This window comes from Actinomadura sp. (assembly GCF_044508335.1).
GTDB lineage: Bacteria > Actinomycetota > Actinomycetes > Streptosporangiales > Streptosporangiaceae > Spirillospora.
The window spans coordinates 1-13,184 of the sequence record NZ_JBIQHY010000159.1 but is presented as its reverse complement, the minus strand read 5'-3'; the positions used below and the strand labels follow the sequence as shown (position 1 = coordinate 13,184).

At 67.8% G+C, this 13,184-nt stretch carries 15 protein-coding genes; 10 read left to right on the top strand and 5 right to left on the bottom strand.

Annotation, left to right across the window (positions count from 1 at the left end; genetic code table 11):
• Positions 1-85: 85 nt before the first annotated feature.
• From ACIWVC_RS32105 to ACIWVC_RS32070, 8 genes are all read left to right on the top strand, one after another.
• Positions 86-1,408, top strand: a complete 1,323-nt coding sequence (locus tag ACIWVC_RS32105) for a HEAT repeat domain-containing protein (protein ID WP_396454989.1) — start codon at positions 86-88, stop codon at positions 1,406-1,408.
• Positions 1,409-1,562: 154 nt separating this feature from the next.
• The gene (locus tag ACIWVC_RS32100) at positions 1,563-2,423 is read left to right on the top strand and encodes a hypothetical protein (protein ID WP_396452965.1); all 861 of its coding nucleotides are present in this window, start codon (positions 1,563-1,565) and stop codon (positions 2,421-2,423) included.
• A 79-nt stretch (positions 2,424-2,502) separates the two neighbouring features.
• Positions 2,503-3,219, top strand: a complete 717-nt coding sequence (locus ACIWVC_RS32095; RefSeq protein ID WP_396452963.1) for a TetR/AcrR family transcriptional regulator — start codon at positions 2,503-2,505, stop codon at positions 3,217-3,219.
• A 120-nt stretch (positions 3,220-3,339) separates the two neighbouring features.
• On the top strand, positions 3,340-4,320 hold the full coding sequence (locus ACIWVC_RS32090) for an NAD(P)-dependent alcohol dehydrogenase (protein ID WP_396452961.1): 981 nt from the start codon (positions 3,340-3,342) through the stop codon (positions 4,318-4,320).
• Between the two features lie 128 nt (positions 4,321-4,448).
• Entirely contained in the window at positions 4,449-5,429 is a 981-nt protein-coding gene (locus tag ACIWVC_RS32085) for an SRPBCC family protein (protein ID WP_396452959.1), read from the top strand.
• A 136-nt stretch (positions 5,430-5,565) separates the two neighbouring features.
• The gene (locus ACIWVC_RS32080; RefSeq protein ID WP_396454988.1) at positions 5,566-6,573 is read left to right on the top strand and encodes a hypothetical protein; all 1,008 of its coding nucleotides are present in this window, start codon (positions 5,566-5,568) and stop codon (positions 6,571-6,573) included.
• Positions 6,570-6,842, top strand: coding sequence for a hypothetical protein (locus ACIWVC_RS32075; RefSeq protein ID WP_396452956.1), 273 nt, complete (start codon positions 6,570-6,572; stop codon positions 6,840-6,842). Before ACIWVC_RS32080 ends, ACIWVC_RS32075 begins: the two co-directional genes overlap by 4 nt.
• Positions 6,839-7,483, top strand: a complete 645-nt coding sequence (locus tag ACIWVC_RS32070) for a hypothetical protein (RefSeq protein ID WP_396454987.1) — start codon at positions 6,839-6,841, stop codon at positions 7,481-7,483. The genes ACIWVC_RS32075 and ACIWVC_RS32070 overlap by 4 nt, the downstream gene beginning before the upstream one ends.
• A 340-nt stretch (positions 7,484-7,823) precedes the next feature.
• Here the strand turns inward: ACIWVC_RS32070 and ACIWVC_RS32065 are convergent, their stop codons facing one another.
• The 3 genes from ACIWVC_RS32065 to ACIWVC_RS32055 all read right to left on the bottom strand — a co-directional run bounded on the left by ACIWVC_RS32065 (position 7,824) and on the right by ACIWVC_RS32055 (position 10,236).
• A complete protein-coding gene (locus tag ACIWVC_RS32065) occupies positions 7,824-8,435 on the bottom strand; it encodes a hypothetical protein (RefSeq protein WP_396454986.1) in 612 nt (203 codons plus the stop codon).
• A 20-nt stretch (positions 8,436-8,455) separates the two neighbouring features.
• A complete protein-coding gene (gene hisS / locus ACIWVC_RS32060) occupies positions 8,456-9,778 on the bottom strand; it encodes a histidine--tRNA ligase (RefSeq protein WP_396452828.1) in 1,323 nt (440 codons plus the stop codon).
• A gap of 329 nt (positions 9,779-10,107) precedes the next feature.
• Positions 10,108-10,236 carry a hypothetical protein gene (locus tag ACIWVC_RS32055; protein ID WP_396452826.1) on the bottom strand — a complete coding sequence of 43 codons (129 nt, stop codon included), beginning with the start codon at positions 10,234-10,236 and terminating at the stop codon, positions 10,108-10,110.
• A gap of 522 nt (positions 10,237-10,758) precedes the next feature.
• On the opposite strand from ACIWVC_RS32055, the gene ACIWVC_RS32050 reads away from it, so the two are divergent.
• Positions 10,759-11,040 carry a YciI family protein gene (locus tag ACIWVC_RS32050; protein WP_396452824.1) on the top strand — a complete coding sequence of 94 codons (282 nt, stop codon included), beginning with the start codon at positions 10,759-10,761 and terminating at the stop codon, positions 11,038-11,040.
• A 30-nt stretch (positions 11,041-11,070) separates the two neighbouring features.
• Here ACIWVC_RS32050 and ACIWVC_RS32045 read toward each other — a convergent pair whose 3' ends face one another.
• The gene (locus ACIWVC_RS32045; RefSeq protein ID WP_396452823.1) at positions 11,071-11,331 is read right to left on the bottom strand and encodes a hypothetical protein; all 261 of its coding nucleotides are present in this window, start codon (positions 11,329-11,331) and stop codon (positions 11,071-11,073) included.
• 273 nt (positions 11,332-11,604) lie between these two features.
• Here ACIWVC_RS32045 and ACIWVC_RS32040 point away from each other — a divergent pair, with 273 nt between their 5' ends.
• Positions 11,605-12,153, top strand: a complete 549-nt coding sequence (locus ACIWVC_RS32040; protein WP_396454985.1) for a hypothetical protein — start codon at positions 11,605-11,607, stop codon at positions 12,151-12,153.
• Between the two features lie 683 nt (positions 12,154-12,836).
• Here ACIWVC_RS32040 and ACIWVC_RS32035 read toward each other — a convergent pair.
• Positions 12,837-13,007 carry a hypothetical protein gene (locus tag ACIWVC_RS32035; protein WP_396452819.1) on the bottom strand — a complete coding sequence of 57 codons (171 nt, stop codon included), beginning with the start codon at positions 13,005-13,007 and terminating at the stop codon, positions 12,837-12,839.
• Positions 13,008-13,184 lie beyond the last annotated feature (177 nt).

The following is a 13,184-nucleotide window of genomic DNA, read 5'->3' as shown; positions in this document are numbered from 1 at the left end:
CCCGTTCGTCGACCACGACATGCGCCACGGCGAATCCGGCGCACACGGAATCCTGCATGTCACCGGGTGATGCCATCATCCAGCCGTGAAGATCGAAACCTTGGTGAAGCGGCTGGCCGGCCCAGGGCACCGCGCCGCGAGCGATGCCCTGGTGGCCCTCGGCGCCCGGGCCGTGCGTCCCGTCCTGGATGTCCTCTGCGACGAGGACTCCCCGGTCGACTGGGCCACCAGCGCCACCGTGCTGCGCCGCATCGGACGCCCCGCCCTGGACCCGCTGATCGAGGCCATGGCCACGGCTCCGACCGCCGAGGTGGCGCGCCGCTGCGGCTGGGCTCACAGCGGCCTTGAAATAGACGACATCTCAGCTTTCGTCCCCGGCCTGCGGCATCCCAGCCCGCGGGTCCGCGCGAACAGCGCCTACACGCTCCAGCTGAAAGGCGAAACGGCCCTCCCGCACGCTCCAGACCTGATCGCCCTCCTGAACGACCCGGACCCAGACGTCAGGCAGCGCGCCATCTGGGCCCTCCCGGAGCTCGGCCCCGGAGTGGTGCCGCTCCTCCGTGACATCCGCCGCTCCTCCACGGCGGGACGCCTGCGCCGGCCCGCGCTCACGGCGCTCGCCGAGGTCGCCGGCCCGGCCGGGCTGGACGACCGCGACCTGGCCGCCGTCCGCCGCCTGATCCGCGTCAAGCAGGCGGCCGAGGTCCCCGAGCCGATGCACTTGTGCGGCACCTGGTTCGCCGTCCCGACCGGGGACCAGAAGGCCGTCCTGGAGGCGTTCGACCTCACCGACCCCGAACCCGTCACAATGCGGCTCGGCGCGTCCGCCTGGAACGGCGACCACCACGGCTGGGACTCCGCCCACCACGCCTGCCGCCGCCTGTACGTGTCCCCGTGCCTGGACGGCTGGACACTCGTCTTCGGCAACCCCTTCCACTCCGCCGAGAGCTTCGAGCAGGACCAGTTCATGGACCACTGGCGCACCCTGAGCACCCGCTTCGGCGAGGCGCACTGGTACGGCGCGAGCTGCGGCGACGACTGGACGGCCTGGTGCGTCGCGGAGAAGGGCGAGATCGTCCGCTACTACGACATCTACGAAGAGGACGATCAGATCGGCGGGCCCCACCCCGCCGAGGAGGGCTACGTCCTCCCGCACATCGACCCGTTCCCTGACGACGCCTTCGACGGCATCGACATCGGCGACAGCGAGGCGTTCGGAGCCCGCTACAACCGGCTGAAGGCCGAACTGGGCATCCCCGACCCGTGCCACGCCACGACTTTCGCCGCCCGCGCCTCGGTGGACCCGTCCTCCCTGGGCCGCCAGACGGAAGTCCGGGGCCACGGCGTCCTCGCCCTCACCGCCTGCGGCCGCGAGCACGGCCACCCCCGCGGCGCCCTGGAGATCTAGCCCCACAAAAGTCGCAGCCACCCGGCAAACCCGACGTGGCGCCCCACCCCTTCCGACCAGGGAAAACGGTCCGTCCTGACTAGGTCGTCAAATAGCCTGCACTCAGGCGCCTTTAACGCTATGCGAGGACTTGATTACTGTTAGTTTGGCCACCATGCCGTCAACCGATCACGAGCTGCCGCTGGAGATGGTCCGCAACCAGCCGCAGCTCGCCCCCGAGATATTGCGGACCGTCTTCGGGCTGGACATGCCGCACAGCTATGGCAAGGCGACGGTGACCTCGGAGTCCTTCGCGGGCCTTAACCCGGCCGAGCTGCGCTGCGACGCCACCGTCCTCCTGGACGACCCCAAGAAGCCCAGCCACGGCATCATCGTGGAGTCCCAGCTCAAGTTCGATGAGGAGAAGCACTTCAGCTGGCCCGCCTACGTGGCGCTGTTCCGGCTCCGCCACTGGTGCGGAGCGACCCTGCTGGTCTTCTGCCGCAATGAGGCGGGCGCTCGGCGCTGCGCCGAACCGATCGACATGGGCCACCCCGAATGGGTGCTCAGGCCGTTGACCTTCCACCCCGGGATGCTGCCTCCCGTCACCGACCCCGCCCAGGCCCGCCGACTGCCTGAACTCGCCGTGCTCAGCGCCCCCGCCCACGCCGACGGACCACACGCCGAAGCGGTCTTGACCAGCGTGGCAGCCGCCATCGACCGCCTCTCCGGGGACACCGGCGAGCTATACCATGACTATCTGAGGGCCCGATTCTCCGACACCGCCCGCAAGCTCCTGGAGGAGACAGTGAAGATCGCCGACTACGAGTGGGAATCGGACTTCGCCAAGAACCACATCGCCAGGGGCAAGGTTCAGGGGGAGGCCAAGTCGGTTCTGCTGGTTTTGAAGGCCCGTGGGATCGCCGTTCCCAACGAGGTTCGTGAGCGTGTTGAGAACTGCACGGACACCGACCAGCTCGAGCGCTGGGTCCAGCGAGCCGCCGTCATCGACAAGGCCGAAGATCTTCTGAGCTGACGGCTTCTCCGGTCCCGCCCATGGCGCAGGTAGGCGAGAGACTTACTGTGTACGGGTGCGATGGGCGGGAGGACGATCGATGATCCCTGGCGGCGACGCCGACGAGTCGGCCGAGCAGCCGCGCATTCCGCTGAGCCGGCGGCGGGTGCTCCGGGCCGCCGTGGGGCTCGCCGACCGGGAGGGCCTCGACGCGCTGACCATGCGCCGGCTTGCGCAGGAGGTCGGGGTCGAGGCGATGTCGCTGTACCATCACGTCGCCAACAAGGACGCCGTCTTCGACGGGGTCGTCGAGGTCGTCCTCGGGGAGATCGCGGCGGCGGTGGAGAAGGTCGATGCCCCGGCCCCGGAAGAGGACTGGCGGGCGGCGCTGCGGGCACGGATCCTCGCCGCCCGGGAGGTCCTCCTGCGCCACCCGTGGGCGCCGCAGGTACTCGAGTCCCGCAGCACCACCAGCCCGTTGGTCATCGCCTATTACGACCGCGTCGTCGGCATCCTGCGGGCGGGCGGGTTCTCGTTCGACCTGGCCCACCGGGCGCTGCACGTCCTGGGCAGCCGCGCTCTCGGGTTCACCCAGGAGTTGTTCCGGCCGGACGCCTCCGGGATCTCGACCGCCGAGGCCGCCGCGATGATGGAGCAGATGGGCGACCATTTCCCGAACATCGTCGGGATGCTGGAGGTCGCCGTCCACGATGACCCCGACGGCACGCTCGGCTTCTGCGACGACCAGTTCGAGTTCGAGTTCGCGCTCGACCTGATCCTGGAAGGGCTGGAGCGGCGCCGCGCCGCCGGTTCCTGAGCCCGCCGGTCCCCTTCGCGTTCTTCTCCGCCGCCGCCCTTGACCGCCTTACGCCGTACGATTACCTTACGACGTATGACAACCTTACGGCGTACGACGGACATCGAGAGGGCGGCGACCATGAGGGCTTGGACCTGGGACCGCTACGGCCCGCCCGACGTCATGACCCTCAAGGACGTCCCCGAACCCGGCATCGCCCGGAACGAGGTGCTCGTGAGGGTGCGGGCGGCGTCCGTCAACCCCTACGACTGGCGCCACGTGCGGGCCGACCCGGCGCTGGCGAGGCTCGCGAACGGCCTGCGCCGCCCGAAGCGCGGCCTGATCCTCGGCGCCGATCTCGCCGGCGTCGTCGAGCGGGTCGGCGACGGCGTGACTGGCTTCCAGCCGGGGGACGAGGTCTTCGGGGAGGTCCGGCTCGGTTCGTTCGCCGAGGCCGTCGCCGTCCCGCAGGACAGGTTGGCCGCCAAGCCCGCCAACCTCACGTTCGAACAGGCGGCCTCGGTGTCGATGGCCGCGCACACCGCGCTGCAAGGGCTGCGGGATGAGGGACGGATCTCCGCCGGGCAGCGCGTCCTCATCAACGGGGCGTCGGGCGGGATCGGGACGTTCGCCGTCCAGCTGGCCAAGGCGCTCGGGGCCGAGGTCACCGGCGTGTGCAGCACCCGCAACGTCGAACTCGTCGCCTCCCTGGGCGCGGACGACGTCATCGACTACACCCGCGAGGACTTCACCGAACGGACTGGGCGATACGACCTGCTCATGGACATCGTGGGCAACCGGTCGCTGGCGCGGCTCCGCCGTCCCCTGACACCGCATGGAACGCTCGTGCTCGTCGGCGGCATCGCCGCGGCCCGCGGCCGGCTCCTCGGCCCCGCCGCGCAGCAACTCCGCGGCGCCCTGACCTCCCCGTTCGTCAGCCAGCGAATCGCCGGCGTCAGCTGGAAGCCCAACTCCGCGGACCTCCAATACCTGGCGGAACTCATGGAGAAGGAACAGGTCACGCCCGTCATCGACCGGACGTTCCCGTTCACCGACATCCCCGAAGCACTGCGCTACATCGAGCCCGGCCACGCCCGGGGCAAGGTCGCCGTCACCTTCTGACGGCCTGCTCCGCGTATGCGGCGGGTAGATCTTTCCTTTTCCCTGGTCAGTGGTCGTTTTGTTCGTTTCGTCCGGGCTTCTTGGGCTATGGGGGGTCCGAGGCAGAGAGACGTCAACAAGGAAGCGAAGTGGTGACCGTGACGGGGACGGACACCGGAGACAACGGCAGCGCCAAACCCACGGAACTCCCGGTCGAGCAGCTCAAGGACGCCGTCCGGGGGCTCGGCCAGGCGCTCATGGTGAAGACGCTGGAGAAGGCCAGCGGCCGCGTGGACGGCCTGACCCAGCGGCTGAACGACGCCGCGGACGCCGGTGGAGGGACCGGCGCGAAGATGGCGGCCACGGGGGCGAAGAAGATCGCTCAAGGCGACTCGCCGCTCAAGGCCGGCGTCGGCGCGGGCATGACCGGCGTGAAGGAGAAGGTGAAGAAGGCCGTGGGCGGCGGCGGTGACGGCAAGAGCAAGGGCGCCGACAACGCCAAGGTGGTCAACATCGTCGAGGAGTTCGATGTCGGCCTGCCCCGGCGCGTCGCCTACGACCAGTGGACGCAGTTCGCGGACTTCCCGAGCTTCACCAAGAAGGTCGAGAGCGTCGAGCAGGAGTCCGACGAGAAGATCAATTGGCGGGCGCAGATCTTCCTGTCCCACCGCAGCTGGGAGTCGACGATCACCGAGCAGGTCCCGGACGAGCGGATCGTCTGGAAGTCCAAGGGCGCCAAGGGCTTCGTCGACGGGGCCGTGACCTTCCACGAACTCGCCCCCACCATGACGCGCGTCCTGCTCGTGGCCGAATACCACCCGGACGGCTTCTTCGAGAAGACCGCGAACCTGTGGCGCGCCCAGGGACGCCGCCTCCGACTCGACTTCAAGAACATCAAGCGGCACATGATGACCCGGACGCTCCTGAACCAGGAGGAGACCGAGGGCTGGCGCGGTGAGATCCGCGACGGGGAGGTCGTCAAGACGCACGAGGACGCCCTCAAGGAAGAGTCACAGGACCAGCCACAGGAAGAGGCGGAGGACGAGTCGAAGGACCAGCCCCAGGACGAGTCACATGACCAGTCCCAGGATGAGTCAAAGGACCGTGAACCGGCGAGCGCCGAAGCCTGACCCGGCGTCGCGGCGACGTTTTCGCCCGCCCTGCTCGGGGAGCGAGACGATTGCACAGTGACGCCCGACCAGAGGTGCGGGGGTACCGATGGGCAGTGAGGGGCCGGACGTCCACCTGGACGTCCCGCAGCTCAAGGTGGACGAGATCACGCTGGAGGTCGAGGACCTGCGGGCGCGGGTCTCGCTGTCCGCGGAGGTCCTCGACCTGCTGCGGCTGAACGTGGGCGCGGACGTCGTCCTCGGCAAGGTCGAGCTGGGGATCAAGGGGGTCGAGGCTCAGGCGCTCCTCGACGTCCGACTGGACAACGTGGTCGTGATCGTCGACCGGGTGCTCACCACGCTAGACCGCAACCCGGAGATCCTCCAGCACATCGGACGCGGCGTGGAGTCGGCGGTCCGCGACGTCGGCGCCGGAACGGGAACCGCGGTGGACCAGGTGGGCCGAGGCGCGCGCGGCGCCGTCGAGGACGTGGGCCGCGGCGCTGGCGGAGCCGTCGACAGCGTAGGCGAGGGCGCCGGAAGCGCCGTCCGCGACGTGGGCTCAGGAGCCGGGGGCGCGGTGAAGGACGTCGGCTCGGGTGCCGGCGGCGCGGTGAAGGACGTGGGCTCCGGGGCTGGAGGCGCGGTCGAGGACGTCGGCTCAGGCGCCGGCGCGGCAGCCGAAGACCTGGGCAAGGAAGCCGGAGACACGGTCGCCGCCACCACCGGAGGCGCCACGGACGACAAGACCGCCGAACCCCCCGAAGACGCCAAGCCGGACAAGGACTCCGAGCAGCCCAAGGATGCGGACCAGCCGAAGCACACCGACGACGAGGACGCCGAGAAGCCCGAGAAGCCCAGGCCAACCGAGGGCGCTGGCGGCGAGGAGGCGGGAGAGACCGAGAGCACCGGCGGCGAGGAGGCCAGGAAGGACGAGAGCCCCGGGCCAACCGAGGGCGCCGGTGGCGAGGAGGCCGGAAAGTCCGAGAGCCCGGCGGAGGAGACCAAGGACACCGGCGACGAGGACGAGCAGAACGCCTCTGACACAGAGCAAACGGAGGTCACGGCTCCTCGGGACGCGTTCCGCGAGGCCGAGGAGTCCGTGCGGGACCTGGGAAAGGCGCTCCTCCGCGTGCTCTCGAACTACGCCGGGTCGTCCAAATGAGTCGCGACGAGCGGTCCGGAACCGAACAGCCGATAGAGATCCGCTTCTCGGCGAAGGTGAAAGCCGACGAACTCCGCTTCAACACCGCTCCCGAAAACCGGGTGGTGTTCACCGGTGACGCCGCTGTGGAGTCCACGTCCGGCAGCACCCGGACCAACCTGCCGGACGAGGTCGAAGAGCACGTCACCTACCGCGACGTCGAAATCCACTACGCGATCGAGGCGAAGCTGCCCCGGATAGACGGCTTCAGCGGCGACCCGGCACGTTGACCACCCGTTCACGCCCAGCCGCCAATACAACCAGCGGCTCGGCGCTAAATGAGTTCGACCCTGTTGCTTTTCTCAAGACGCGCCTCAATGGGGCGCTTGAGAGTCAACTGTCGTTGGCGGTCGCGAACGTCAAACGTCTGCGGCGGGTTCACCATGACAAGACTCTCGCAGAGCTTATCGCTTACATGGACAAATTCTCCTTCGGCGCTGCTGTAATCGCTGGAGCGACTCAAGGTGCAGCAGCGGCCGGGGCGAATACGGCGATGCAAGCCGCCGTGGTCGACTTGCCCGCCTCCTTCGAAGCCTCGGTGCTGTACGCGCTGTCAGTGGCCGGAATACAGGGGCTTGATCCTGAAGATATCGAGCGACGCACACTTCTGATGCTAGTCGCTCTTGTAGAAGACTTTTTTGGAACTGTGACCATGGAACCACGGATCGGTCGCACGGCCCCACCATGGGCAAAGAAGGTTGTACAGACGATCCGGATGTCGATGATCAGCAAGGTGAACAACATCCTCGACCCGCGATTTGTAACGAAGCGGGGGACGAAGCAAGGTGCGCTCGTCCTCGGCACGCTGGTCCCTGCCTCATCGGAGTCGCTGTCGGTGGAGTTGGGAAAAGTGCGTTCGGCTGGTGTGTGATCAAGTTGACTCGGATGGTCCTCAGTCCGCCTCCCGGGTCATGGAACGATCTCACTGAAGCAAGCGGTGCCGCGTCGAGGTGATGGTGATCGACCGGCCCGCCGCTGACGGGCAGGACCGGGTGGGGCGTTGGCCCGCCGGCCGGCCGCGTGAATCTATGACAATAGGCCAGTTTCCCGGTGGTTCCCCGGTGCGGCGTCTGGCGAGCCGGTTGTGACAAGTTCGGACGTGATGAGACCCGTGACGAACCGCCAACCCTTGGACGCGGCTGACCGCTCGCATGCAGCACTATGGTGCCGGGCCCTTCCGCTGGAGAAGAGGAAGGGCCCGGCTCGGATGGTTACTCGTCCAGGTAGAGCAGTGCGGTGATGGTTTTCTTGCAGATGTCGCAGTGCATGGGGGCTTCCTCGGAGGCCAGGTCGCATTCGACCGTGGTGACACGGTCGATGGCGCCGGTTGCTTCCTCGGCTGCCCATGCTCGTTCCCAGCGGTCCGTGTTTGCGATGAGGTCATCGACGTAGCGCGCGGTCATCTCGTAGAACGCGCGGACGCCGTGCTCCTTCATGTAGCGCCAGTTGAACTGGAGAGACAGCAGGGCGATGGGGAAGGGATGCTCGACGAGGCCCTTGGCCCAGCGTTCGGAGACATCGTCGATGTCCAGACGGGCGACACGCTCGTGCAACATCTGCCAGGTTCCGTTCCGGTCGTACTCGATGAGCACGTCGTCGAGGAGTTTGCGGGCGTCGGCTAGATTGGCGGTCTTCCTCTGGAAGAGGACGGATATGTCCCGTCCGAGTTGGGCGTTGGTGCCCTTACGGGCCTGGTCGATGGCCTGCTTGAGTTGCACCGCGTAGGCCGATTCCCATGACAGGCACTCCCCGAAGGCTGACCAGGGGTCAGGGAACCCCCTCTGTTCGATCGCGGCGAAGATGCGATCCCCTTGCACACCCATCCATCGCTCCAATCGTGGAGTTACCTCGGCGGCGCGCACCTCCCGGTGAGATACGCGGCAAGCTCGGCGGGTGAGACTTGGGCCTGCTCTCCGGAATCCATGTCCCGCACCGTGACCACCCCCGCCTCCTTGTCGGAGGCCCCATAGATCAGCGCGAACCGCGCCTTGCGGTCAGCGGCCCATTTCAGTTGCTTGGCGAGTTTGCGGCTGGCGCCCAGGTACACCTCCGTACGCAGGCCGGCGTCGCGGAGTCGTGCGGCGAAACCCATGACCTCAGGTGCGGTGTCCTCGGCGATCACCGTTGCCGCGACGTCGATCCGGTGCGCGTCGCCCTCGTCGTCGCCGAGCAGGCCGATGATCCGTTCGACACCGAGAGAGCCGCCGCAGGCCGGCACGTCCGGGCCCCCGAGTGCGGAGATCAGCCGGTCGTAGCGGCCGCCGCTGGCGATCGAGCCCGGCATGCCTTCGGCGACCACCTCGAAGATCACACCGGTGTAGTAGTCCAAGCCCCTGACCAGACTCGGAGTGAACGAGATCCGGTCATCGCCCACCTTCGGGGACGCCAATCGCAATAGGCGGCCGATCTCCTCCAGACCCGCACGTCCGGCCTCGCTGTCCTTCAGCGTTGTCTGCATGCGCTCTACGGCATCGGCGGCCGTCAGGTCACCCACTAGCGCATTGGCGATGTCAGGTGCCAGCGACCGGGAGTCGACCAACTCGGCCGCGACCTTGTCGGGTGAGAGCTTGTCGAGCTTGTCCAAGGTTATGAGCACGCCGCCGCCGAGCTCGGCGGGAACGCCATAAACCTCCAGCAGACCCGACAGTGCCTGCCGCGAGTTCACCAGCACCCGGTAGTCGCGCACGCCGACGGCGTCAAGCGCGTCGGTGAGCGCGCACACCACTTCGGCGTCGGCCAGCGGCGACGCCGAACCGACCACGTCCACATCACATTGTGCGAACTCGCGGAACCGTCCCTTGCCTGGACGGTCGGCCCGCCACACCAGCCCCATCGCATAGCGCTTGTACGGTGTCGGTAGCTGTGAGCCGTAGCTCGCGACGACCCGGGCCAACGGGACTGTCATGTCGTAGCGGAGGGCGAGGTCCGCTTCGCCGGTGGCCTCGTGCTCCCCGCGGCGCAGGATCTTGAAGATCAGCTTGTCGCCCTCGTCACCGTATTTGCCGGTCAGGGTCTCCAGGCGCTCGAACGCCGGCGTCTGCAGGGGCTCGAACCCGTACCGCTCGAACACCTCGCGGATTTGCGCGAAGACGTGCTCGCGGGTGCGCAGCGCACCGGCGAGGAAGTCGCGGGTGCCCGAAGGGGGGTCGAACTGCTGTGACGCCATGGGAACTCCTGACCAACGTAACCGGGTAACGAGACAAGGCAAGTCATGGGAACAGGTCCACATCCGGACGCCATGCGAGCCGGGGAACCAACGCCTTCCGATCGTATCGACGGCACTGCGTCCGGGCCTTGCAACCGCACATCAGCGCGTCCACCCGTACCCCATCGGGGACACCGATGAGTGGCGGCACTGGAAAACCTGCCCCGGCTGGGTGATCGGGGCAGGGCGCCGGTTGTTGTGCGTCAGACGGGATTGGCTAGAGCGTCCAGCCAGATCGTTTGCTTGTCGGGTGTGACGGTGATGCCGGAGCGGGTGATGTCGGGGCGTCCTCACTTGAGCCATTGCAGGTAGGCGGCTTCGGTCTCGTAGTCGACTGAGGCCCACGAGCCATGGTGGGATTCGCGGTCCAGGACCCACAGGATCGCTCCGGTGGCGTCGGAGTAGAACCTTGAGACCACGCCCGGCACAGGACGGCCACGGCAGGGTCGACGCTCGGCGGGCCGTAGGGGAGTGAGCGGGGGTCCAGGCCCGTGCGGCTTACTCGACGTCCCTCTGGACGGCTTGCACCCATGATCGGGCCGACCCGTGGGCGAGGCGCTGAGCACGCATCACCATGTAGTCGGCCGATCCGGCGAATGTGCCCACGGCCGTCCCATCGTTGAGGACGTCCAGGCGCAGAACGGCGTCACACCCGAACCCGGCAGAGAACAGGGTCGCGATACGTCCGCCCGGCCGGGCCAACGCAGCTGGGCAGCCAGATCGATGACTACCTCGTGAGACGAAGGGATTACGAAATCCTTCTCCGGCGCGATGGCGGTGCGGGGAGCACACGCGTGCGCGCGGTGCCGGCGGGGCCGGACCCGGCGGGCGACGCCGGCCGTCCTCAGCGGCGTGATGCCCCGGTCAGGTGGCGTGCATAGGCTGCGGATAAGGGTTGCAGGGGAAGGACGGCGATCGGCGGGCATCGGAGGTCATTGCTCATGAAGTACGTCGTCTTCTACGAGTCGGCCGAGGATGTCGCGGCCAAGGCGCCCGCGTTCTTCGCCGAGCACGTCGCGCACTACGAAACGTACGTCGCGGACGGCAGCCTGCTGATGATCGGCACCTTTGCCGACCCGCAGGCGGACGGTTCGATGGCCGTCTTCACGACCCAGGAAGCGGCGGAGGAGTTCATCCGCCGCGATCCGTTCGTCCGCCACGGTGTCGTGTCCAGCTGGACGATCAAGGAATGGGACGAGGTCCTGGACCGCGGGCAGGCCTAGTGCGAGCTCGTCGCCGTTGCTCTGGTGCGGTCAGGGGCGGTTCAGCGCGCGGACGATGAGCTGGCCGATGACGAGGTAGAGCAGCGCCGCGAACCCGTAGTTCAAGACGACCCCGAGTGTGGCGTCGTCGGGGGTGAAGACGTCGCCCAGGCCGAGCACAAGGGCCTTGGCCACGTTGTAGATGCCGTGGACGAAGCCGTTGCCCTGGTTCGCGCCGAAGATCACGAAGACGATGTGCAGCAGGAAGATCGACACGATGATGCCGGTGACCACGTGAACCACGTTGGCCACGGTCCTGGCACCGTCACGGCGACGCTGGGCGCCGGGATGACGCTGATACGGGGTCTGCTCCGCCATACGGCGGAGGATTATGGGGCTCTTGATGGTAAGGAGGAGGATTGTGGGGGCTATGGCCGTATGGGGGAGGATGTGCCATGGCTCCGCACTGTAGGGCTACGCGTACTGATTGCTACAGCCCCCGTGGTTCATTATTTTCGTCGGCCGACCGTGGTTTTGGTAGACCAAAGCGATGTTCGAGGCCGGTCGTACCGCCCTGATCGACACATGCCCGTCCATGAGACGGCCGGGATGCTGCGGCTCGGAGGACGGGGTTCGTTGCTCGGCGAGGCGGGCCGGTGGTCGGGTGTGGCCATCCCGGGCCCGACGCCCCTACCTTGGACGATCACGATGATCATTGGACGTGGCGGCCGGGAGGGGACGTTGCAGGAGCCCACGGTTTCACCCGGGAAGACCGGCGCGAAGGAGCGGGGTCCGCTGCGGAAGGTCGCCGTGTTGGCGGGGGGCTTCGTCGTCTCCTACGCGTTGGTGCTCACCATCATCAGCGACACCTTCTTCTGGTTCGCGATCCCGGGGATGCTGGGCCTTGCCACCGTCGTGGCCCTGGTCGTGCATGCCGTGATGAGCAGGTCGCCCGGGAACGACGACATGAAGGTTCAGGCGAAGCGTTTCGCCATGATCGCGCTGGTCGCCGTGGTGATGGTGGCTGTGCCGCTGGTCGTGGACGTTCGCTACCTCTATCCGTTCGTGGGCGTAGGGATCATGACCTTCGTCCTGGGAGGAAGAGTCTGGATCGAGCAGAAGCGCAGAGCCTGAGGCCGGCGAACCGGGCGTCACCGATCTCGCGGAGCGCGGACTTGGTGTCGCCCTTCGACAGATGAGCGGACGCCCGCCGCTTGGCCTGCTGCGTCCGCAAGTAGGCGACCTCCGTGCGCACCACCGGATCTGGGACGCGACCCGCCGCCTCGTCCCCCGGCACCCACGTTCACGTGCACGGGGACGGTCACGGTGTGCTCCTTGAGCGCGGGAAGCTCCACCCAGGTGGGCTCCAGCGTCGCCACCTCGGCCAGTCCCAGCGCGGGAATCGCCGGGATCTCGAAGACCACCAGCAGCTTGCGCCGCTCGCTGGCGTAGAAGCCGTCGAGCCCGGCCCGCACGCCGTTCGGTCCGGCCGACGAGGCAGCTGGACGGCCCTGACCTGCCCGGACGGCCGGATCAGCACGGACGTGGCCTGGGCCCCAAGGTCCAGCAGGTTGTCGACCTCGCCGATGATGAGCTGGGCGGCGGTGTCGGGCTCGAAGCATGAAGACCAACCGGCGACGGTTGGAATCCCCCGCCTTTAGGCCGGGGAGGAAGTCAATGGCGCAGCCTCCGGATCAGGCGGCGGGTTCGGTGCACCAGGCCCGGCCCCAGCACGTAACCCGCCATGGCTCCGAACAGGAGGCAGACCGCTCCGAAGAGGAGGAACAGCCGTGCGAGTTGGGTGAAGCCGGCTCCCATCACGGACGGGCTCCGACCGCTCGGGCGATCGTGGCGGCTGCGGTGGTCGGGGCCTCGGCCGCGCTGATCGCGGCGCCGGTGCCGGCCCAGGTGAACACCCAGGCACCGCCGATGTAGTCCGTGCCGATCTCGGTGAATCTGCCGGGTGACTCGATGTCAATGGTGGTCATCTTCGTGCTACCTCGCGTCGGGGGCATGGCTGGACTGCTGGTGCGGGCGTACTCCTCGGGCCGTCTGGGGGCCGGTGCTCTGGTCGTGACGGCGGGCTCGGAGCCGCTACGGGTGCATGCGCGACCACACCCACTTGCCGCCGGCCGGGTCGGCGGTGACACCGCACTTGGCGGACA

Bases quoted from the DNA above. Each gene is read 5' to 3' on its own strand.
- ACIWVC_RS32095 (WP_396452963.1), top strand. From the start codon at position 2,503: ATGATCCCTGGCGGCGACGCCGACGAGTCGGCCGAGCAGCCGCGCATT.
- ACIWVC_RS32035 (WP_396452819.1), bottom strand. From the start codon at position 13,007: ATGACCACCATTGACATCGAGTCACCCGGCAGATTCACCGAGATCGGC.
- ACIWVC_RS32040 (WP_396454985.1), top strand. From the start codon at position 11,605: ATGCCCGTCCATGAGACGGCCGGGATGCTGCGGCTCGGAGGACGGGGT.
- hisS (WP_396452828.1), bottom strand. From the start codon at position 9,778: ATGGCGTCACAGCAGTTCGACCCCCCTTCGGGCACCCGCGACTTCCTC.
- ACIWVC_RS32065 (WP_396454986.1), bottom strand. From the start codon at position 8,435: ATGGGTGTGCAAGGGGATCGCATCTTCGCCGCGATCGAACAGAGGGGG.
- ACIWVC_RS32050 (WP_396452824.1), top strand. From the start codon at position 10,759: ATGAAGTACGTCGTCTTCTACGAGTCGGCCGAGGATGTCGCGGCCAAG.
- ACIWVC_RS32075 (WP_396452956.1), top strand. From the start codon at position 6,570: ATGAGTCGCGACGAGCGGTCCGGAACCGAACAGCCGATAGAGATCCGC.
- ACIWVC_RS32090 (WP_396452961.1), top strand. From the start codon at position 3,340: ATGAGGGCTTGGACCTGGGACCGCTACGGCCCGCCCGACGTCATGACC.
- ACIWVC_RS32100 (WP_396452965.1), top strand. From the start codon at position 1,563: ATGCCGTCAACCGATCACGAGCTGCCGCTGGAGATGGTCCGCAACCAG.